Origin of the sequence: Streptomyces sp. NPDC102462, from assembly GCF_044765425.1 — a bacterium.
GTDB lineage: Bacteria > Actinomycetota > Actinomycetes > Streptomycetales > Streptomycetaceae > Streptomyces.
Genome location: NZ_JBIWKB010000063.1, coordinates 15,312 through 35,442, shown reverse-complemented (window position 1 = coordinate 35,442; position 20,131 = coordinate 15,312). Strand labels below are relative to the sequence as shown.

Genomic DNA, 20,131 nt, shown 5'->3' with positions numbered 1-20,131 from the left:
GGGCGAAGAGGAAGCCGCGGTTGAAGGATGAGCGTGCAGGACGTCCCACGCATACGGAGCTGCCCGTCAATGAGTTCCCCTGCTCCCTTTCGCAGTGGGGGAACACCCCGTTCAAGGTGCCGGATCCGTCCGAGAAACCGCCCGCCGGGCAGGGAAGACCCCTCGGGTTCGCCGCCGACTGCATACCGGAGCCGGATCCCGGCCCCGTCCTGATTCCCGAGCCGCAGCCACCCGCCCGTGAGGCACGGCGGCGACCGCCGCGGCTGACGACACAGGCACGTGAGTTCCGGCCCCGTCTTGTCCTGCCCGGCTGGATCGCCCTGCTGGGCGCGCTGCTGTGCGGTGCGGCCATCGCCGTACTCGTGGGGAGGGGCCGATACGTCCGGCGCTGGGTGAGCGTCCCCGAGCCGTCACCGTCGCTCCTGATCTGTCTCGCCCTCGGCCTGCTGCTCGCGGTGAGCGGCCTGCTGGCCAACCAGGAGGGCTTCGCCGTCGTGCTCTCCCGGTGGGGCCGGTACCGGGGCACGGTGCGCGGGGCGGGGCTGATGTGGGTGAATCCCTTGCTCAGGCGGCACCGCGTGGACGTGCGGCTGCGCCACTTCCGGGGCGACTCCCTCGCCGCCGTGGACCGCGTCGGCCATCCGGTCCTCGTCAGCCTGCTGGTCGTCTGGCGGGTCCAGGACACCGCTCGGGCGACGTTCGCGGTCGGTGACCACGAGGAGTTCCTGCGCGCACAGGCGGCGGCCACCGTGTCCGAGGTCACCGCGACGCTGCCCGCCGACCGGTTCGGCACACCCGGGCCGACGCTGCGGGACGGGACGTGGTTCGGCGAGGAGCTGACCCGCGTCCTGGCCCCCGAGCTGGCACCGCTGGGCCTGGAGATCTACTCCGTCCAGCAGCTCTCCCTCGACTACGGCACGGAGATCGCCGAGAGCGTCCGCCGGCTGCAACGCGCCGAACTCGACGCCGATCTGCGCACCACCGTCATCAGCGACGCCGTCGATGTCGCCCGCACGGCCCTCGACCGGATCAGGGCCGACGAAGACACCGACACACACCCGTCCGCGGGCCAGGACTCCCTGTTCCTGCGCCTGCTCGTGCTTTCGCTGCTCACCCCGAGCGCGAACCTCAAGGAATGGGGAATCCAGTGGCCGGAACAACAGAGTTCGTCGAAGCGGGACCTGCGAAGGGATGCGAGTACCGCGACTGCCGCACCGGACGGCTCCCCGACGGTGCCATGACCGCCGAGGCGGAGCAGCCATCCCGCGGGCGCCGCACCATCCGCGGGATACAGGCGGCCGGTGCGGTGCTCGCCATCGCCACCGGCGTCGTGGGCCTGAGCGCGCTCACCGCTCCCCCGGCCCAGGCCCTTGCGGCCCCGCGCCACGCGGGGTGGGACGGCTCCAGGTACTGGTTCAAGTCCGACGGACAGTGGCGCTGGACCAGTCACCACAGTGTCTACCTCCAGCGCTCCGGGCAGACCACGGCACAGCGGACATGGCTGCCGGCGCCGAAGCGGGCGGGGTGGGACGGCTCCAGGTACTGGTTCAGGTCCAACGGGCAGTGGCGCTGGACGAGCCACTACGACGTCTACCTCCAGCGCACCCGCACCTCCGGCTCCTCGTCCCCGTCGTCCTCCGCCCCCTCTTCCGCCTCGGCGGCAAAACCGCCGACGGCCGGCAGGAGCGGCAACGCCTCCGTGGAGCGGGCCGTCGGCTACGCCCTCGCCCAGCTGGGCAAGCCCTACATCTGGGGCGGCAACGGGCCCGTCGGGTACGACTGCTCCGGTCTGGTGCAGCAGGCGTACAAGCGCGCCGGGATCTCACTGCCACGCGTCGCCGCCGCCCAGTACGGAGCCGTCACCAAGATCTCGGCGAGCAGTCTGCGCCGCGGCGACCTGCTGTTCTGGTCGTCCAGCAAGAGGCAGTCGGGAATCGAGCATGTGGCCCTCTACCTGGGCGACGGACGCTATGTGGAGGCACCACGCCCCGGGAAGGACGTCCGTGTCTCGGCCCTGTCGAGCGGCTACTACCCCACCTTCTTCGGCCGCCCCTGACAAGGCTCTGAGCGTCCGTCCATGAACGCGTCACAGGAGCAGGGCCGGGGTCTCTCTCAGGTGCAGCCCGCGCTCCAGTGCCGGCCCGACGAGAGAGGTCCCAGCCATGACATCGCCCACGCCGTCCTCGACGCAGCCGCTTCCGCGTGTTCTCACACCACGTCAGGAAGAAGTGCTCAGGCACATGTTGAACGGTGCCACGGCGGACCAGATAGCCCACAAGCTGTCCATAAGCCGGGCCACCGTGCACACACACCTGCGTGCCATCTACGCGGCCTTCGGCGTCAAGAGCCGCGCCCGAGCCGTCATCACAGCCATCGAACAGGGCTACCTCCCGGAGAACGCCGACCCGGTCTGGACGCACGACCGAAAGCAGGTACTACGCGCCCTCCGCCAGGCCTGGAGCCCGTGCTGGGTCCATCCGGTCTACACCCCCGACTGCGCCGTATGCGTCCGCGCTGCCACCCTCGCCCACGCGATGATGCTGGTCCGCACCCCCGACGCGACACCCGGCCCACCGCAGGCGACCGCGGGACCACCGGCCAACGACCCACGACACCTCCCGGACGCCCGCCCGCCCGGCCGGCCCGGCGAGCCGTCCGCCGTCCCCGCACGGTGCCTCACCGAAAGGGGCCTCGCCGAAAGAGGTCTTACTGAAAGGGGCCTCGCTGAAAGGGGCCTCGTCCTGGCGACAGCGCGGCAACCGCGTCAGTGACCCGTCAGCCGGACCGCGCCGTCACCGCCGGAGGAGGTGTGACGGCGCGGTCCCGTGTTCCGCGCGGGCGGTCGACCCGCCGCGCCATGGCGCCCAGCCCCGTCCTGGTTCGTGGCGGGCCGTCCCCACCCCGGTGAGTCCCGACGGCAGGCCGGCTCCCGGCGTCGCGACCTCCGCAGTCGGTCGGGGCCGGCGCCCAAGTCCCGGTCTACGAGCCGGTCATGCGGCGTTGCTCCGTGATCCCCGGTGCCGGCAGGCCGGGTCGTGCTCCGCGCCGGCGGTGGCCGCCCATGCGGTGCAGCACCAACCGGCGAGGGCGACGGCTGCCGCGGCGGCACCGGCGTCGGCGGGGTGCGGGTGGGTCTCGCGTTGGGCTCGTACGGCCTCGCGTCGCCGGGCGTCCGCGAGGTCGCCCTCGCGGATCACGGCGACGAAGACGAGGCAGGAGCCGGCGACGAACGCGGCGCATGCCCAGGGGGCGTGGTTGCGGGCTGACTGCGCGGCGCACCAGGCGAGCCACCCGAACAGGGCGCCGTACGCGGTGCGCAGAAGGCCGGACAGGCGGCTCACGGCTGCTCGCCTCCGTCTGTGGAGGGGACCGGCGTCTGCGGTCGGCGGGTGCCGGACGGGGCGGGCATGCGGTTCCTCCGGTGTGCGGGGCGGGCGAGGACGACGAGGGCGCCGGCCGCTCCGCAGAGGAGCAGAAGGCAGGCCACGCCGATGACGGTGGCGGTCACGCTGTCTCCCGGTGGTCGTGCGGCCGTGTGCGCCGCGGCCCGGCGGCGACGGGCCGCGGGGACGAGGGTGGCTGCTGCGCGATCGGCATCTGAACCTCGGTGAACAGGCGTGAGTACGGGACCCCTTGTAGGTCCGGTCACTCACTTGAGACACGAGTCGGCCGCTCATGACGCGTGCGAGCGGCGGGAGTTGGGACGACGGCGCCCTTGGAGAGTGACCCGTCCGCCGTGGTGACCCGGCGGCGGACGGGGGTGATCGCCATGTTCCCGTGCGACTCGGTCAGTCGGGGAAGCGGAAGCCGTACCGCCCGAGCACCGAGAGGATCGCGGACAGAGCGGAGGGAACACCGTCCGACGCCCCCGGCACGAGGGTGTCGGCACGATCGACCCGGTGACTGTGCGGGTGACAGGGCAGGCAGTGGCATGCGTACCCATGGCAGTCGTACCAGTGGCAGTGGCCGGGTGGGCCGCCGGGCGCCGGTTCGGACGGGGTGGGGCTCGGTCCCGCAGTGGGGTCGTCCGGCACGTCGGGTGTGCCGGAGGCGGGATCCTCCGGCTCGGTGGATGTGCCGGGCGTGGGGCTGGCCGGAGCTGTGGGGGACGCGGGTGGCTCGGGGCTCCCCGATGGGCTCGGCGCCTCGGACACCGTCGGGGTGTCTACGGGGGTGGTCGTGGCCGAAGCGGTAGGGGTCGGGCTCTCCGACGGGTGCGGGGTCTCCGACGGGTGCGGGAATTCCGACGGACGCGGGGTTTCCGGCGTGGTCGGTGTGCCTGACATGGTCGGTGTGCCCGACGGTTCGGCGCCAGGTGGCGCGGACGCAGACGCCGACATCGAGGCGAGGGAGACGGGGACAAGGACGGGGTTCCACTCGAAGGGCGTGGGCAAGGGGCCGCGGCTCGCCGGCGCTCCCTCCGGTGTGCCGTCGGCCGGCACCGAGGCGGCGGACGCGTTGGGTACCAGATCCGCCGGTGGCCACCCCGTGGTGGAGTCGGTGTCGGAGACCGGGTCGAGGGGCAGGGCGCTGGAGGAAGCCGACGACGACGGCCCCGCCGCGGGCGACGGGGGCCGCCCGGCCTGCGTGTTGTACGGGTCGTCGTCGGCAGCGCGGTGGATACCCGTCAGCGCGAGGGCCAGGGCGCCCGCGCCCACCACGACGGCGGCCGCGGCCGACCCGGCCAGCGGCTTGCCGCTCGTCCCCTTGCCCCTGAGCCGCACACGCGCGCGAGGGGGGTGACCGGCACCCTGCGGGACGGCGGACCCCTGGGCGTGCAGCAGAAGGGCGGATGCGGCAGGGCCGAGGATCAGCGGGGCGACGACCGCGCGCATCGAGGCCGAGACATCGGCCAGTTCCAGGTACAGGCCCTTGCAGCGCTCGCAGTTCTCCAGGTGCTCCCGTACGAGGCCGGTCTCCATCGTGCTGAGCCTGCCCCGGGTGTACGCGCCGAGCTTGGCGGTGTGTTTTCGGCACGCCTGGTCGGACGCGGTGGTGATGTGGGCCTGGATATAGGCCATGCGCAAACCTTCACGCGCCCGATAGGCAAGCGCCGAGACGCTGTTGGGCCGTAGGCCCAGGACGGGCGCCACGGCCGCCGGTGTCTCGCCCTCCACTTCGGTGTGCCACAACACCGCCTGCCAGCGCTCGGGCAGGGAACGGAATGCCTGGCTGACCGCCTCGCTGTCGAATGCCTCCGTCGCGGGATCTCTGACCGGTTCGACCAGCGCGCTCGATTCCCACATGTCGGTGAGCACCGTTCGTCGCTGCTGTCTGGTGGTGCGAAAAGCGCTGTGCCGGATCGCCTGCATGAGATAGCCGCGGAAGAACTCGGTGGGGCCCGATCCCTTGCGTATCGTGTCCAGAACGTTGGCGAAGCCCTCGGCGACCAGATCGTCGACGTCCGCCTCGCGGGGGGCGTAGTACCTGGCACAGGCGACGGCGGCCTGGCGGTGGCGCGAGTACAGCACTTCGTATGCCGCACTGTCTCCGGCGCGTGTTAAGGCTATGAGTTCGGCGTCGCCGGCTTCGGCGGACTGCTGGTCGTCGGGAGGGTGTGGGGTTCTGTCGCTCATGAATCCTCTGCTGCGGCAGTGCGGACACTGCTTGTCTGACCTCTGATGACAGTGGGTGAGCAGCACACTAAGAATGCGTGAGCCAATACGTCAACGGGTGGGGATAAATGCCTCCATAAAAGTAATGAGGAAAAACCCCGCACACACGGTGCATTTGATATGTCCACGGCACCGTGAATTCATTTTCGCAAATTCACCCACAGTGTCTTTTGTGACGTGGACCACGTAGGTCGCCTTTTGCGGGGACCGCGAAAAACACTGAACTGCCTTTGGGGCGTTGGAGGTTGGTGAGGCGCAGGGGCGGGCGCATTGCTTTCGGGAAGCCGTAGCAGCGGCGAGACGGACAACGCGGGCCCCGTCGGTGTGACGGGGCCCGCGACAGGAGGGTCAGAGAGGGTCACCTACTCCGCTGTCCCCTGCCCTTGCCGTCCTCGGCGGCGGGCGGCCAGAAGGAGCCCTCCGCCGAGGCCCAGGGCGAGGAGTGCCGCCAGGGCGGCGGCCAGCAAGACAGTCGTGCCGGTGTGCGCGAGGCTCCCCGGGATGCCGGGCACGGCCCACCCAGGCGGGTCGACGGGGTCCGGCGGGTCGGTCGGGTTCTCCGTACACAGCGGGTTCTCCGCGACACACTTGGCCGGCGGCTTTTCCCCGGTGAGGGTGAGGAAGTTCCCGAGGTGATGGTCTCCTTGCTTGTCATAGGCGTTGACCGTCACCGTGTAGGTGACCGTCCCCGTCCTGCCGGGCTGGACCGCTCCGGTGATGTGGAGCGCCTTTCCGTCCGGTCCGGTGACGGTCAGCCCGTCGCCGGCCTTGATGTCACCGGTGAGGGTCACGTCGTCGAGGACACCGGCCATGTGGTCGGTGTAGTCGACGCTCGCCACGCCCCGCCCGGTGTTCTCGAACGACAGGGTGTAGGTGAGCTTCCCACCGGCCTTCACTGTGGTCCCGCTGCGCGGGGCGACGGTCTTGGACGGGGCGATGTCCCCGACGGGGTTGACGGTGCAGTCCGGCCGTTCTCCTTCCCCGGGCTCGCAGACCGGGTCGGTCGGCGGTTCCTTGCCGGGGTCGATCAGGAAGTTGGCGAGGATGCCGTCGCCGCGTTTCCCGGTGGGTCTGACCTTCACCGTGTACGAGACGGTCACCGTCTGGTCCGGCTTGAGGGTGCCGGTGATGGTGATCCGGTCTCCGTCCCGGGCCACGGACAACGCGTCGTCGGAGGCGGCCGGTTCGGTGATGACGTCGGCGTCATCGGTCACATGGGTCAGGTCGTCGGTCTTGTCCACCTTGCCGTCGGCTGCGCCGCTGTTGGTGAAGGTGAGGGTGTAGGTGAGTTCCTGACCGCCCACGACAGGTGTGCCCGAGGCGGGGTCGACCGTCTTGGTGTCGGTGATCAGCGGGACAGGATGCTCGGTGCAGTTCGGGTCGTCCTTCTCGCACGCGGCGGGCGGTTCGGTACCGGTCTCGACCAGGAAGTTGCCCAGCCGGTTGTCGCCCCGTTCGCCGTCCGGCTTCACGGTGACGGCGTAGGTCACGGTGACCGTCTGGTCGGGCGCGAGTGTCCCGGTCACCCGGATCACACCGTCCGTTCCCGGCGTCGCCCGGAGTGCCGGGTCGGAGGTCTTCGGGGCGGTCGTGATCCGCGCGTCGTCCAGCACCTTCGTCAGGTCGTCGGAGTGGTCCACCGGGCCTGCCGCCTCACCTGTGTTGGTGAAGGTCAGGGTGTAGGTGAGCTGCTGGCCCGCGACCACGGTCGAGCCGGATCCGGGATCGGCGGACTTGGCCGACGAGATGTTCGGCAGCGGGTTGACGGTGCAGTTCGGGTCGTCCTTCCCGCACTCGGCGGGCGGTTCGGTGCCGGTCTCGACGAGGAAGTTGTCCGCGGTGTTGTTGCCGCGGTCCGCCGTGTCCTTCACCGTCACCCGGTAGGTCACGGTGACGGTCTGCCCGGGGTCGAGCCCGCCGGTGATCCGCATGGTGTCACCGTCGACCGCGACGCTCAGCGCGTCGTCGGACGCGGCCGGCCGGCCGGTCAGCTCGGCGTCGTCGAGGACGTCGCCGAGGATGTCGGTGCGGTCCACCTCCACGGGGCCCTCGCCCTGGTTGTCGAAGGTGAGCGTGTAGGTCAGCACCGTGCCCGCGACCACGGGGGTCTGTGACGCGGAGACGGCCTTGGAGGTGAGCAGCCGGCCGATCGGGGTGACCGTGCAGTTTGGCCGCTCCTTGTCCTCCGGCCGGCACACCGGGTCGGCCGGGGGTTTCTCGTCCGGGGCGAGCAGGAAGTTCGCCGCGGTGTCGTCACCGCGTTCGCCGTCCGGCTTGACGGTCACCTGATACGTCACCGCATACGTCTTGCCCGCCGGCACGGACCCGCTCACCGAGATCCGGTCGCCGTCCCGCGCCACGGCCAGACCGTCCGCGGAAGCCGGCTCGACCGTGACATCGGCGTCATCACTCACGTGCGTGAGGTCATCGACCGCGTCCACATCCGCGGCCACGGCGCCGTCGTTGGCGAAGAACAGCGTGTAGGTCAGCACCGTGCCTGCGACGACGGGTGTCTCGGACGCCTGTACCTGCTTCCGCTGCGTCAGATCCGAACCCGGGATCTGCACGATGTCACAGCTCGGCTCCCCCGCGGCGGTCTCGGCTTCGGGAACGCACGCGAGGTTGCGCAGGTTCTGATCCCCCTCGCCGGTGTAGGTCACCGTGTAGGTGATCTCCACCGATTCCCTCGCCGCCAGCGGACCCGACCACGACAGAGTCGGCTGGGCGTAGGACACGGTCCCGGCCGTGGCCGACGCGTCGTCATCGAACGTCGCCGCGTCCAGTACGGCCGACAGGTCGTCGGTCATCGACGCGGGGGCATCCGCGGTGTAGTCACCGGGGCCCTCGTTCGTGACCGTGATCGTGTACGTGACCTTGTCGCCCACGGCGGGAAGTTCGGTGCGGTCCGCTGTCTTGGCGATCGACAGCCTGGGCAGCGGGAACTCGGCCTCCGCGCACGGCTGACCGGTCTTGGGGTCCACGCCGTCCTCGGGCGGGTCGCAGGCCGGCGGCTCGGGTTTTTCGGGGTCGTCGGGTTCCCAGGCGACGTTGCGGACGGTTCCGTCACCCCCCTCCTTGAGGGTGACGGTGTAGGTCAGTTCGACCGTCTCGCCTGCGGGGAGTGCGCCGGTCCAGGACAGCAGTGGCGACGCGTAGGAGACCGGGCCGGGGCGGCTCGCGGACGCTTCGCCCGGGTAGGTGGCGTCGTCGAGGACACCGGACAGGTCGTCGAAGACGACGGCCGGGAAGTCATCGGTGTAGTCGGTCTCGCCCTTGTTCGTCGCGCGGACCGTGTAGGTGACCGTGTCGCCGGGGCGGGAGTCCGTGGTCGCGGTCGAGGTCTTCTCGACCGCGAGCCTCGGCAGGGCGACGTTCAGCGCGTAGTCCTCGACCTCACCGGACGTGGTGAACCCGGTGGGCGAGGCGACGGCGTCCTCGTCGTCTGCGATGCGAAGCCGCAGGAACGTCTGGTCGGCGCCCGGCGAGTCGACCGCGTCCGCGGGAACGTTCCAGGCCAGATCGACCGAGGTGCCGGTGCACTCCTCGGTGCCCGACCGCTCACCGGCGTCGAAGGTGCCGTTGTGGTTCCAGTCGATCCAGCCCGCGACGTGTCCGGGGCCGGTGCACTGCACGTCCTTGAGCGTGTAGGAGGAACCCGGCGTCACATGGATCGTGCCGGGCGGGTCGATGACGTCTTCGTCGGCGCCGCCGGTGGTGTCGTCGCCGGTCGCGTCAGGGGACGCGTTGTACCCGGGTTCGGCGTCAACGGTCGCGCCCAGCCGCGGAGTCGGCTGCCCCGGGGTGCCGAGCTCGAAATCGCTGCCCGAGACCGGCGTCGTACCGACAGGAACGGTTCCGCCCTGCCACGACGGCTCGAACAGCGAGCCGGCCTCACCGTAACTCGCCGGCGCGTCCCCGAAGTCCGTCTGCAGTACGACACCGAGTGCGACGGCGCTCTTGCCGCCACCATGGATGGAGACCCGCGCGCTCGTGGCACCGTCCATGAACCCGACAGCCGTCGGGCCTGCCCACGCGTCGTTGTGGCGCATGCAGTCCCGGTCGTCATTCGGCGTCAAGCGCATCGTGTCATCAGCGGACACGATTGCCAGAGCTGACACCTCGCAACCTTCGCTACGGAAACGGTCGATCACCCGCCACGTCACCGGTTGCTCTGGGCGCGCTTCCACATACTCGTTGGAGCTGGCGCCGCTCGACTCCGCGTCGGCGAAAACCAGCCCCTGAAGCGGAACCGGGACACCATCAAGGGTCACCGAGCACGAGAACCGGAACGAGACCAACGCGCCAAATTCGCTGTTGGCGAGTCCGGCCACCATCTGATTGGCGCCGCCGGTACCACCCACGTTGTAGAGATCGTCCAGCCCGTCTCCCCTGAACGATCCCGACCGGTACGTTCGCAGCTCCCCTTCCAGATTCGAGATCGTGCAGGTGGTGGCGAGCGTCCGACCCGCCACATCCCGGGTGTTGGTGCGGGTCAGACCGTCCGCCGGTATCAACTCGTCGGGCGCACCCCACTCGAACCAGTCGATCGAGCCTTGGTAGAGACCGGATCCGCCCGTAGCGAAGGCCGCCTGGGTCGGCGTCGCGGTCAGCAGCGAACCCGTGGCACCCAGCAGACCCGCGAGAAGCGTCGTGACAAGAACCAACACGACGCTGCGTCCTGGCCGGGCCGCTCGCACCTGTGGTCTCGCGCGGCTGTCGCTTCCGCGTCTGAAGAACCGGCATCTCGGCACACGCATTCTGGAACACCTCTTTCAGATCTGGTATCGCAGCGCGCACAGCACCGGCCGGGAATCCCCCGCCCCTCACCATCCGACGGTTCGGCCCGGTCAATTCAGCGGAATTCGAAACAGCTGATTCGGCGTCTCACGCCCCGGCATCCACATTTGTGTTGACCCTGCGATCCTCACCGCGAATTCACAGGTTGCTGCAGTACGTTACGTCGGCCGTCACAGACCATCGGGCAGAACGGCGGGAAATCAACAATTTCACGGAGTCATTCCACTGAAAAACGACCTGATGGCTACTCAGAAGTCGTTGGTCCAGCAGGGCATCCAGCAAGTCAGGCCGATGGTGCAGCTCTGCGAGACCGGCAGGGCGACCAGGGAGACGAGCACGCCGGTAGAGGGCGTCGGAGGGGGCGCGCCTCGGATGCGCAGCCGGGCTTGGGGTCTGCTGTTGCACACCGTAAGATCGGCCGCGTACCGCATCGCATGGCGGCCTCCCGATGACGTTTCTTCTACCGGAGGTCACGTATGCCTACCGTGCGCCCCTTCCGACGCGACGACCGCGATCAGCTGACCGAACTCGTCAACGCCCATGTCGCAGCTGTCGTCCCGGGTGTTTCCGTCTCCGTGAACACCGTCCTGAGCAGGCTGGAACGCCGGCCGGACGAGTTCGTCACCGACCCCTGGGTGGGTGAGCGGACGACACTCGTCGCCGAGCACCGCCGGTGCGTCGTCGCGGCCGTCCATCTGCTGCGGTACCGCGCTGACGCCGGCGTCGGCGCCGACTACCGGGACGCGGGGGCCGTCGACTGGTTCGTGTGCCGTCCGTCGACGGCCCTGCTGCCGCAGGCCGAGAAGGCGGCGGACATGCTGATGAGCGCCGGCCTCGCCCAGTTCGCCCGCTGGCAGGTCCGCGCCCGGTACGGCGACGGCGCCCTGCCCGCCCCGGGGGTGTACGGGCTGCCGCGTGTCTGGCCGCATGTCCGGGCCGCCTACCAGCGCGCCGGCTTCCGGCACACCGGGGACACGGAGGTGCTTCTCCTCGCCCGCGTCGAGGACCTGCCGCGACCGCAGTCCCGGCCCGGTGTCACCATCGAGCGGAGTGTAGGAGAGTACGGCACGCGCTTCACGGCGTATGCCGGCCGGCAGGCCGTGGGATTCGTCGAGGTCGACACCGCTCTGACCCGGCCCGAACGACTCGCCCGGGCAGAGGGCCTTGCCGAACTCGCGGACATGGACATCGACCCGGCACATCAGGGCGAGGGCTGGGAAGACCTGCTCCTCGCACACGCTGCCGACTGGCTGCGCCTGTGCGGTGCGGACCGCCTTCTCGCGTACGAGAGCGCGGACGACCAGGCCGAGATCGAGCAACTGCTCGGCTCGGGCTTCCGTGAACTGACTCGTACGGACCGTGGCTGGGCCCACCGGCCGTAGGCCCTGTCGTCAAACCCCCGCCTGCGCCGATCACCAGGTCGGCGGTGCGCCGGGCGCGGCCGGGTCGGGACCGGGGCACGGCGGGGTGGCGGTCACCGCTCCCCTGTCCCGGCGCCGGGGGCCCGCATGCGTGCCGGCGCCGGGCCTGGGCGGGGTTCCGGTTGCCGTCTCGGGGTTGCTGGTGGCGGGGGTAGCGGCGGCGGGGGCCGCTCCCCTACCCGGCGGCGGAACGGGTCCTCGCGGCGACGTTCATACAGGTGGTGGGCCCCGTCTGCGGCACCGCGCACGCTTGCCGCCGTTACCAACCGCTTACGTTCCTTTACCCGGCTTTACCCCTTCGGTGAACCGGGAATCTGTGTTACTCATGAGGTGTGCGGTGAGGGACCTGGGAGCTTGACCGTACGGACTCGGGACTATCGTCCGGCACGCGCCGGAGTCAGCGAGCTGGGGGAACTGCATGGACCCCACACCCTCCTCTTCCTCCGCTTCGCCGTTCGACATGGTCAGCGACGCCCTGGCGGACTACATCCCCAGGGCCGGAACAGGGGCGGCCGAAGGCGCCGGCGCCGCACCGGCCGAGCACCACCCGCGCCGGCCTCCGAGCGCCGGCCGGGAGAGCGGAGGCCGGGAGCAGATTCTCGGGGCGGTCGCCCTCGACCGGGACCTGAGGATCACCGGCTGCAACCTGGAAGCCGCTCCCTTCACGGGGGTGCGTGCCGCGCCGGGGGCCGCCTTCGCCGATCTGCTGCCCCCCGCGGACGTACCCACGGTGACACAACGGTTGCAGAGGGTTCTTGAGACGCGGGAAGCGCACGTCGCCCGGGTCCAGCGGCTGCGGCGGGTCGACGGGACAGAACTGGTCGTCTCGATGAGCATCCTGCCCGCCGCACCACCGCGGGACGGTCTGACCGTGTCCCTGATCGCCATGGCCAAGCGGCTGCACCTGTACGCCTCCGCGACCGCGATCGGGACGTCACTGGACATCGGGGAGACCGCGTTCTCCCTGGCCCAGTCCCTGCTGGCCTGGGGGGACGTCGCCGCCGTCGACCTCGACTACGCCGTATGGACGGGCGAGGCGGTCACCGAGCAGGCACAGGAACGCATCCGGCTCAGACGGGCGGCCCTGGTACCGGACCGGGCCTGGCCCGACGGCTACCTGACACCCGGGGACAACCTTCCCCGCGAGGCGAGCCGCCTGCTGGCCGGTGCCGAGATGCGCGACGACATGCCCCAGGCCATCGTCATCCCCGACCGCGCGGCGATCGAACGCACCCTGCTCAACGATCCACAACTGGTACGCGCGCTGGTACCCGGCGACCGGCCCGTCAGCGTCGCCTGCATACCGCTGGTCGTGGACGGACCGGAGGACACACCCGGACCCATCGTGCTCGGCATGACAGAGGTCTGGCGGCGGCCGGAACGCCCCTTCCGCGACGGCGAACTCCTCGACCTGCAAGAACTCGTCGCCAGGACCGCCCGCCACGTCGACCTCGCCCGGCAGCACCAGCGCGAACACGCCCAGGTCCTGGCACTGCAGCGCCGGCTGCTGCCCCGCGCCGGCAGCGACACCATCGAGGTCGCCACCGTCTACGAACCCACCACCCCCGACAGCGCGGGCGTCGGCGGCGACTGGGTCAACAGCTTCCCCCTCCCCGGCGACCGCACCGCGCTGGTCGTCGGCGACGTCGTGGGACATGGTCTGGGGGCCGCGGCGGCCATGGGCCAGCTCAGCATGGAGGCCCGCGCACTGCTGTCCGCCGGGATGGGCCCCGGGGAGGTCCTGGAGCGTCTGGACGAGACGGTCACCCTCCTGGACGACACCGACACGGGCCTCGCGGCCGGATACAGCGCGCTGGGCTCAACGTGCTGCATCGCGGTCTACGATCCGGTCGAGCACCGGGTGGTGATGTCCAACGCCGGCCACCTGCCCCCCATCCTCATCCACCCCGACGGATCCGCCGAGACCATGACGGCGCAGCCGCACCCCGGTCTGGGTGCCGTGTTCGCCGTCCGGGAGCCGTTCGACGAGCACGAGTTCACCGCGCCGCCCGGCTCCCTTCTCGTTCTCTACACCGACGGCCTGGTGGAGGATCCGGCGGCCTCGATCGACGACGGCATCGGCCGGCTGACGGACAGGGTGCGCGAGGTGCATCCCTGGGACGATCTCCAGCAGGCCGCGCGTCGCGTGGTCGCCGCTCTGGCCCCGCAGGGGCGCCTGCGCGACGACATAACCCTGCTGCTGGCCCGTATGGCCGGCCGCCGCAGCCGGGACACCGCCACCTGGCGCCTGCCCGCCCGCGAGGACACCGCCGCCCGCAGCCGCGCCCTGGCCTGCCCCTTCCTGCGGCGATGGCACGCCGGCGCGCAGGCCCGGGACAGTGCGCTGCTGGTGATCAGCGAACTGGTCGCCAACGCCGTCCGGTTCGGCATCGGGCCCGTCACGGTACGGCTGGTGAAGGCCGGGAGCCGGCTGTCGTGCGAGGTCGGCGACCACGGCAACGGCCGGCCGCGCCTGCGCCGCGGTGAGCCGCTTGACGACAGTGGCCGGGGTCTGCACGTCGTCCACAAGCTCAGCACGCGCTGGGGGGTGCGGTGGACCAGCACCGGCAAGGCCGTCTGGGCGGAACTGGAGGCGTAGCGCCCGTGCCGGTGTGAGGGCGGCGGGCTTCGGCTACAGCCACTCCCCCTCCACTGCCGTGGCGGTCAGCCCGGGCGCGGCGGCGTAGAGCACCGTACGACTGCCCGTCTTCTGCCCGGCGTCGTGCGCGCGCCCCAGTATGTCGAGTACGGCGGCACCGCCGCGGTTACCCGTGGTGTAGCTGTCCCGGCTGTAGGCCAGCAGTCCCGAGGGCCACCCGTCGGGCATCGTCTGCTCCATGTACTCCAGCACCCGTGTGCCACCGGGATGCGCGAGCAGCAGATCGGGATGCCACTCGGGCCCGTCGTCCTGGTGGCGCACGCGCAGCCACTCCCACATCGCGGCCACCGTCTCCTGCACGGCGCGCGGCCCACGGCGGTCCATCACGAAATGCGTGCCGTCGGCCCGGGTGTCCAGCCGGTGCAGGTCCGCGGTGCCGGGCAGTGTGTGATGCCAGGCCGCGTCCAGGCGCAGGACCGACTCGGTCCTGGGGCGGCCCGTGACCACCACGGCGACCGCGGTGTCGGCGAACAGCAGCCGGACGATCAGTGATTCCAGGGTGTCGTCGGCGGGCTGGTAGGTGGTGCTCAGCGCCTCCGATATCACGACCAGTACCACCCGGTCGGGGTCCGCGGCGACCAGATCGGCCGCCAGCGCCAGCGACCGGGTGCCGGCGATGCAGGCCCACTGGGTGGCCGGCAGCAGCAGCACGTCGCGGCGCAGCGGAAGCCGGTTGAGCAGGGACAGGTCCAGCCCCGGCAGGGCCGGGGTGGTCGAGTGACTGGTGATCAGACAGTCGACGTCGGCGGCGTCCAGTCCAGCGGTCCGAAGGGCCTGACGGGCCGCGCGCTCCCCGTATGTCTGCACGGCCGCCCAGGCCGGCGCGGTGCGCTCCTCGATGGTCTGCGGCGCCGGTATCGCCTCCAGTGCGGCGATCGCGCGGTTCACCTCCCGGTCGGTGAACCCGCCCGCGGCCAGTGCCGCACGGGCCGGGCCGGCGCCCGGAGTTCGCAGGCCGCTCCCGTCTCCGGGCGCGACGGCCGTCTCCAGCGGCAGCATCCAACCTCGGGAGGCGATCCCCGTACTCGCGGCGATGCCGTCGATCCGCGGCAGCCAAGGCGCCTGCGGGTGCCGGCTTCGCACCTCCGCGAGGATCTGGCCGGTCTGCACGATGTGTTCGCCATGGAGCACGGCGGGAGGGCACAGGTAGGCGCCCATAGTTCGCACCTTTCTCCGAAAACCCATGAATGGCGAAAAATGTCCGAAACATGCCCAATTGGGAAGGCCCGGGGTCAAGTCGCCGTCATCGCACTCTACTTCGCGTTCGACCACCTTGGCCTATATCACGAGTGAACGATGCCATGGGAGTTGCCGCCGGCGAGGAGCCGACCGGGCCGCGCCTCAGGACAGGGGCGAGCCTGGGATGGGCCATGCGATCGTCGACGTCGCGCGGTCGATGAGTTCGGGGGCGCCGGGCGGCGGCCAGCTGCCTGCGGCGTAGAGTTCCCGCCGGATGCGCACGCGTTCGTCGAGGCCGTGGAAGGGCCATACATGCACGATGCGTTCGGGGCCATCGAGTGCGTACATCACGACCGTGACCGGGTCGATCAGGTCACGGTCCGGCAGTGCCCTGCGCCACCCTTCGATCGTGCCCGGCAGACCACCGGGGACGAGGGTGTAGTCGCGGATCTCGTAGACCGGCCCGAGTGCTCCTGTCTCGACCGCCGGCATCATGGGCAGCCCGGCGAAACTCGCCACATCGATGCCGGTGATCTCGCCGGTCCCGGAAAGCGGGTGCCCGCTGAGCCGCATGGCATGCCGAGCGGTGAAAAGGGCCGCCTCGTCCGGGAACGACCGCAGCGCCCAGATGCGTCCGAGTTCGCCGTTCTCCGATGTCCACCCGCCGAGCCAGCGGCCGCCATCGCCCGCGTCCCGCGCCCAGGCACCTACCGCTTCGGCGACACGCGGCCCGTTCACCAGCGCGCAGGCGACCGTTGTCCACTCGTACCGGATCGCTCGCTGTTCCGCGGAGACATCCTCAGAGGTGATGGGCGCTTCCCGCAACGTACCGCTTCCCTCACTCGATGCGTGGTCTCGCTGCGACAGGACCGCGCCGTGATCGCACACCATACGGCAGTCGGTGAGCACCCGTGCCACGGTCGTGTCGTACGGCGGACGGCGCAGAAGGGGCGCGCTTCGGGCCGGCCGCACGGATACGCTGGGATCATGTCTGTGCCGATCCGCCTCAACTACCCCGCGGCCATACCCGTCGGCCACGTGATCGAGGTGACCGAGTTCCTCGACACCCGGCCCGAGAAGAAACGCCGGAGCTACGCTCGTGGCGAGCCGTTCCAGATTCCCGTCATCCTCGACCTGGACACCGGGATCCGCTACATGAACCACCGGCACGTCAGCCGCGGGGACAACGGCGGCAACGACTTCGTGCCGAACAACTACTCGTCCGAGCCGCGTTCGGACCTCGTGGTCAGCCGCGTCTACCGGGCCAAGGTGACGGCCTGCACGCTGGTGATGGTGGAAGGTCTGGAGAACCAGCACACCACCCTGGTGGTCGATCCGGTCGAGGACGTCTCCCCCGGCTCGTGAATCACCTCTGACACGCAACACCGCCTGACGGAACCGCTCACCGCGAGCGTGCCGTCTCGTGCGCCCACTGCTGGAAGGTCGTCGTCTCGATGCCCAGGGCGTGGGCCATGGCGGGGCGGGCCGGTGCCGGGTAGGTGTCCATCCGCCGCTGCGACTTCGCCAGTTCCGGCGGGATTCCCCAGGCGATGGCCTGCTCCGGGTCGTTCGGTAGCTCGATCGGCGTCGGCCGCAGGGAGTTGAGGATCTCGACCGCGCGGCGCAGGGACAGTTCGTCTCCCGCGAGTTCCAGCACGACCTCGTGGAAGCGCTGCGGATCCACGAGGGCCGCGAGCGTGGCCTTCCCGATGTCCTGGACCGCGATCCACGGCCGTGCGACGTCGAGGTCGTTGACGACGGTCAGCCGGTCCGACGTGAACTGCGCGAACCACAACGAGGGTTGTTTCAGGTTCTCCATGAAGCCGGCGGGTCGCAGGATGGTCCAGGTGCGGAAGCCCGCCTCGCGCACCACCCGCTCGGCCTCGATCTTGCTGCGCCAGTAGTGGGCGGGGAAGGCTCCCCAGCGTTCCTCGTCGAACGCCCCGGGGTCGTCGTTGCCGGCGCCCGACACCGACGAGTGCACGATCTGCTCGATCCCGGCCTCCCGGCTCACGGTCACCAGGTTGCGGGCCCGTTGCACCTCGAAGTCGGCCATCAGGTTCGCGTAGTCCGCCGTCTGTATCGAGAACACCGCGCCCGCCCCGGCCGCCGGCCCCTTGAGAGAGGCGGGATCGTCGAGATCGCCGCGCACCAGCGTCGCTCCGGCCGCGGCCAGCCGGCGGGCCGCCTCGGACGACGGATTCCGGACCAGCGCACGGACCGGCCGTCCCGCCGCGAGCAGCGCGCGGGTGACCGCGCCGCCCTGGTTGCCGGTCGCTCCCGTCACCAACACGGGTTCGGTTGTCATGGATACCCCTCTCGTCAGCTAAACGGGGTACCACCCCGTTTCAGCTCCGGACTATATGGGGTGGCCCCCCGTTTGTCGAGGCGAGGTTAGAATCGGCGCGATGACCAGCCAGCAGACCCCGCAGCGCGCCGACTGGCGGCGCAATCGCGAACGCCTGCTCGCCGCCGCCGCCGAGGTGGTGGCGCGGGACGGCGCCTCCGCCTCGCTTGAGGAGATCGCCCGAAGGGCCGGGCTCGGCTCGGCGACCCTGCACCGGCATTTCCGCTCCCGCGAGGCCCTGCTGACCGAGGTCTTCCATGAGGGCGTCGAACGACTGGCGGCGCGCGGCCGGGAGCTCAACGAGACAGCGGGCGGCGACGGGCTGGGGATCTGGCTGGAGGAACTGACCCGCTACACCGCCACCACCCGCGGGCTTGCCGTCTCCCTGCGGCCCACCGCGGCCGACAGCAGTTGCCACGGCGTGCTGGCGGACGTCGCCGTCGACCTCGCGGCGACCGCGGTCAGAACCGGTCGGCTACGCCCCGAGGTCACGGTCGATGACCTGCTCGCCCTGGCCAGCGGCATCGCCATCCGGGCCGAGGACGACCCGAAGTTGGCCACCCGCCTGCTGCGCATCGCCATCAACGGCGTGGAACCCCGGCCCTGACACTTCGCCGGCAGATGGTGCCGGTCCCCTTGCCCGCCCGCTCGCCGGGCCATGCCGCGGTTCCCGCCTCTCGCTCGCTTGCATAAGCGGAACAAGGTTCCGTACGATCGAATCGGATCGCGGTTCCGTTTCAACTTTCCGCACCCCCGCCGCTTCGCTCACAGGTGACCGGACGGGGGTGTCCTGATCGGAGGACACAGCTATGCAGTACCGCACGCTGGGACGCACAGGCGTCCAGGTCAGTTCGCTCGCGCTGGGTGCGATGAACTTCGGCGCGCTCGGCCGCACCAGCCAGGACGACGTCGACCAGATCGTCGGCACCGCTCTGGATGCCGGGATCAACCTCATCGACACCGCCGACATGTACAGCGGCGGACAGTCGGAGGAGATGGTCGGCAAGGCGATCGCCGCGCGCCGTGACGATGTCGTACTCGCGACCAAGGCCGCCCTGCCCATGGGCGAGGAACGCAACCATCAGGGGGCCTCTCGGCGCTGGCTCACCAAGGCCCTCGACGACAGCCTGCGGCGCCTCGGGGTCGACCATGTCGATCTCTACCAGATCCACCGCTGGGACCCGCGCACCAGTGACGAGGAGACCCTTGCCGCGCTCACCGATCTTCAACGGGCCGGGAAGATCCGCTACTTCGGCACCTCGACGTTTCCCGCGTACCGCCTCGTGCAGGCCCAGTGGGCCGCTCGCGAGCATCGTCTGGGCCGCTACGTCACCGAGCAGCCGAACTACTCGATCCTGCAGCGTGGCGTCGAGAGCGAGGTTCTGCCCCTGGCGCAGGAGTACGGCCTCGGGGTGCTCGTATGGAGCCCGCTGGCCTCCGGCTGGCTCACCGGCTCCGTGCGTGAGGGCCGAGCGATCACCACCAGCAGGTCCGCGTTCATGCCCCAGCGCTTCGACGTCACCGTTCCGGCGAACCGGGCCAAGCTCGACGCGGTGGAGAAACTGGCGTCGCTCGCCGACGAGGCCGGCATCAGCATGATCCAGATGGCGCTCGGTTTCGTGACCGCGCACCCGGCGGTCACCAGCGCCCTGATCGGCCCCCGGACCATCGACCACCTGCACTCCCAACTGGCCGCCGCGGACACCGTCCTGTCCCCGCAGGTGCTCGACGCCATCGATGCCATCGTGGCTCCCGGAACGGATCTGGCGGCACACGAGAAGAACGCGACACCCGCACCTTCGATCGCCCGTCCGGCACTGCGCCGCCGCGCTTCCTGACCCAAGCCCTCCTCGCCACAAAAATGGGAGAAGCCGCCGTGTCCACCTGGTCGCCGCAGACCCTCAAGACGGCCGCCGCCACCGACGATCCAGAGGTCGCCCCCCGGGTGGGCCGCCGTAAGCCGTTCGTGCTGTGGTCCGGGGTGCTGATGGGGGTGGCCACGGCTCTGCTGTCAGATCCGGCAGACCTGGCCGAGCGATCGCCGCGCCGATCGTGACGTACCTGGGCGGGTACCGGGTGCTGTCCCTCGTGGTGGCCCTGATCGCGGTGTCGG

General features: G+C 70.5%; 16 protein-coding genes. 9 read left to right on the top strand and 7 right to left on the bottom strand.

Annotated elements, in window-relative coordinates:
* The first annotated feature begins 116 nt into the window (after nt 1–116).
* The 3 genes from ACIRFL_RS36105 to ACIRFL_RS36095 all read left to right on the top strand — a co-directional run bounded on the left by ACIRFL_RS36105 (nt 117) and on the right by ACIRFL_RS36095 (nt 2,771).
* Nucleotides 117–1,241, top strand: coding sequence for an SPFH domain-containing protein (locus ACIRFL_RS36105; RefSeq protein WP_404037438.1), 1,125 nt, complete (start codon nt 117–119; stop codon nt 1,239–1,241).
* Entirely contained in the window at nt 1,238–2,056 is an 819-nt protein-coding gene (locus ACIRFL_RS36100) for a C40 family peptidase (protein ID WP_404037436.1), read from the top strand. The genes ACIRFL_RS36105 and ACIRFL_RS36100 overlap by 4 nt, the downstream gene beginning before the upstream one ends.
* A gap of 106 nt (nt 2,057–2,162) precedes the next feature.
* Nucleotides 2,163–2,771, top strand: coding sequence for a response regulator transcription factor (locus ACIRFL_RS36095; protein ID WP_404037433.1), 609 nt, complete (start codon nt 2,163–2,165; stop codon nt 2,769–2,771).
* A 219-nt stretch (nt 2,772–2,990) separates the two neighbouring features.
* Here the strand turns inward: ACIRFL_RS36095 and ACIRFL_RS36090 are convergent, their stop codons facing one another.
* The 4 genes from ACIRFL_RS36090 to ACIRFL_RS36075 all read right to left on the bottom strand — a co-directional run bounded on the left by ACIRFL_RS36090 (nt 2,991) and on the right by ACIRFL_RS36075 (nt 10,282).
* The gene (locus ACIRFL_RS36090; RefSeq protein ID WP_404037431.1) at nt 2,991–3,341 is read right to left on the bottom strand and encodes a hypothetical protein; all 351 of its coding nucleotides are present in this window, start codon (nt 3,339–3,341) and stop codon (nt 2,991–2,993) included.
* On the bottom strand, nt 3,338–3,508 hold the full coding sequence (locus ACIRFL_RS36085; protein ID WP_404037428.1) for a hypothetical protein: 171 nt from the start codon (nt 3,506–3,508) through the stop codon (nt 3,338–3,340). The genes ACIRFL_RS36090 and ACIRFL_RS36085 overlap by 4 nt, the downstream gene beginning before the upstream one ends.
* 280 nt (nt 3,509–3,788) lie before the next feature.
* Nucleotides 3,789–5,576, bottom strand: coding sequence for a sigma-70 family RNA polymerase sigma factor (locus tag ACIRFL_RS36080; RefSeq protein ID WP_404037425.1), 1,788 nt, complete (start codon nt 5,574–5,576; stop codon nt 3,789–3,791).
* Nucleotides 5,577–5,977: 401 nt separating this feature from the next.
* On the bottom strand, nt 5,978–10,282 hold the full coding sequence (locus tag ACIRFL_RS36075) for a CshA/CshB family fibrillar adhesin-related protein (protein WP_404037423.1): 4,305 nt from the start codon (nt 10,280–10,282) through the stop codon (nt 5,978–5,980).
* Between the two features lie 606 nt (nt 10,283–10,888).
* Here ACIRFL_RS36075 and ACIRFL_RS36070 point away from each other — a divergent pair.
* Together ACIRFL_RS36070 and ACIRFL_RS36065 are read left to right on the top strand one after the other, a co-directional pair.
* The gene (locus tag ACIRFL_RS36070) at nt 10,889–11,794 is read left to right on the top strand and encodes a GNAT family N-acetyltransferase (protein WP_404037419.1); all 906 of its coding nucleotides are present in this window, start codon (nt 10,889–10,891) and stop codon (nt 11,792–11,794) included.
* A gap of 457 nt (nt 11,795–12,251) precedes the next feature.
* Nucleotides 12,252–14,432 carry a SpoIIE family protein phosphatase gene (locus ACIRFL_RS36065; protein ID WP_404037416.1) on the top strand — a complete coding sequence of 727 codons (2,181 nt, stop codon included), beginning with the start codon at nt 12,252–12,254 and terminating at the stop codon, nt 14,430–14,432.
* Between the two features lie 33 nt (nt 14,433–14,465).
* Here the strand turns inward: ACIRFL_RS36065 and ACIRFL_RS36060 are convergent, their stop codons facing one another.
* The gene (locus tag ACIRFL_RS36060; RefSeq protein ID WP_404037414.1) at nt 14,466–15,650 is read right to left on the bottom strand and encodes a type III polyketide synthase; all 1,185 of its coding nucleotides are present in this window, start codon (nt 15,648–15,650) and stop codon (nt 14,466–14,468) included.
* 183 nt (nt 15,651–15,833) lie between these two features.
* Entirely contained in the window at nt 15,834–16,589 is a 756-nt protein-coding gene (locus ACIRFL_RS36055) for an NIPSNAP family protein (protein WP_404037412.1), read from the bottom strand.
* A gap of 69 nt (nt 16,590–16,658) precedes the next feature.
* Between ACIRFL_RS36055 and ACIRFL_RS36050 the strand changes: the two genes are divergently transcribed.
* Nucleotides 16,659–17,036, top strand: a complete 378-nt coding sequence (locus ACIRFL_RS36050) for a hypothetical protein (RefSeq protein WP_404037409.1) — start codon at nt 16,659–16,661, stop codon at nt 17,034–17,036.
* Nucleotides 17,037–17,073: 37 nt separating this feature from the next.
* On the opposite strand, the gene ACIRFL_RS36045 is transcribed toward ACIRFL_RS36050, so the two are convergent.
* Nucleotides 17,074–17,979 (bottom strand): SDR family oxidoreductase, encoded by a 906-nt coding sequence (locus ACIRFL_RS36045; RefSeq protein WP_404037406.1) that lies wholly within the window; start codon nt 17,977–17,979, stop codon nt 17,074–17,076.
* A gap of 100 nt (nt 17,980–18,079) precedes the next feature.
* Here ACIRFL_RS36045 and ACIRFL_RS36040 point away from each other — a divergent pair, with 100 nt between their 5' ends.
* The 3 genes from ACIRFL_RS36040 to ACIRFL_RS36030 all read left to right on the top strand — a co-directional run bounded on the left by ACIRFL_RS36040 (nt 18,080) and on the right by ACIRFL_RS36030 (nt 20,074).
* Nucleotides 18,080–18,625: a TetR/AcrR family transcriptional regulator gene (locus ACIRFL_RS36040; protein ID WP_404037403.1), complete on the top strand. Its 546-nt coding sequence runs from the start codon at nt 18,080–18,082 to the stop codon at nt 18,623–18,625.
* A gap of 202 nt (nt 18,626–18,827) precedes the next feature.
* Nucleotides 18,828–19,856, top strand: coding sequence for an aldo/keto reductase (locus ACIRFL_RS36035; RefSeq protein WP_404037400.1), 1,029 nt, complete (start codon nt 18,828–18,830; stop codon nt 19,854–19,856).
* 38 nt (nt 19,857–19,894) lie between these two features.
* A complete protein-coding gene (locus ACIRFL_RS36030) occupies nt 19,895–20,074 on the top strand; it encodes a hypothetical protein (RefSeq protein ID WP_404037397.1) in 180 nt (59 codons plus the stop codon).
* The last annotated feature ends 57 nt before the right edge of the window (nt 20,075–20,131 follow it).

Bases quoted from the DNA above. Each gene is read 5' to 3' on its own strand.
- ACIRFL_RS36100 (WP_404037436.1), top strand. From the start codon at position 1,238: ATGACCGCCGAGGCGGAGCAGCCATCCCGCGGGCGCCGCACCATCCGC.
- ACIRFL_RS36040 (WP_404037403.1), top strand. From the start codon at position 18,080: ATGACCAGCCAGCAGACCCCGCAGCGCGCCGACTGGCGGCGCAATCGC.
- ACIRFL_RS36050 (WP_404037409.1), top strand. From the start codon at position 16,659: ATGTCTGTGCCGATCCGCCTCAACTACCCCGCGGCCATACCCGTCGGC.
- ACIRFL_RS36045 (WP_404037406.1), bottom strand. From the start codon at position 17,979: ATGACAACCGAACCCGTGTTGGTGACGGGAGCGACCGGCAACCAGGGC.
- ACIRFL_RS36035 (WP_404037400.1), top strand. From the start codon at position 18,828: ATGCAGTACCGCACGCTGGGACGCACAGGCGTCCAGGTCAGTTCGCTC.
- ACIRFL_RS36065 (WP_404037416.1), top strand. From the start codon at position 12,252: ATGGACCCCACACCCTCCTCTTCCTCCGCTTCGCCGTTCGACATGGTC.
- ACIRFL_RS36080 (WP_404037425.1), bottom strand. From the start codon at position 5,576: ATGAGCGACAGAACCCCACACCCTCCCGACGACCAGCAGTCCGCCGAA.
- ACIRFL_RS36060 (WP_404037414.1), bottom strand. From the start codon at position 15,650: ATGGGCGCCTACCTGTGCCCTCCCGCCGTGCTCCATGGCGAACACATC.
- ACIRFL_RS36095 (WP_404037433.1), top strand. From the start codon at position 2,163: ATGACATCGCCCACGCCGTCCTCGACGCAGCCGCTTCCGCGTGTTCTC.
- ACIRFL_RS36070 (WP_404037419.1), top strand. From the start codon at position 10,889: ATGCCTACCGTGCGCCCCTTCCGACGCGACGACCGCGATCAGCTGACC.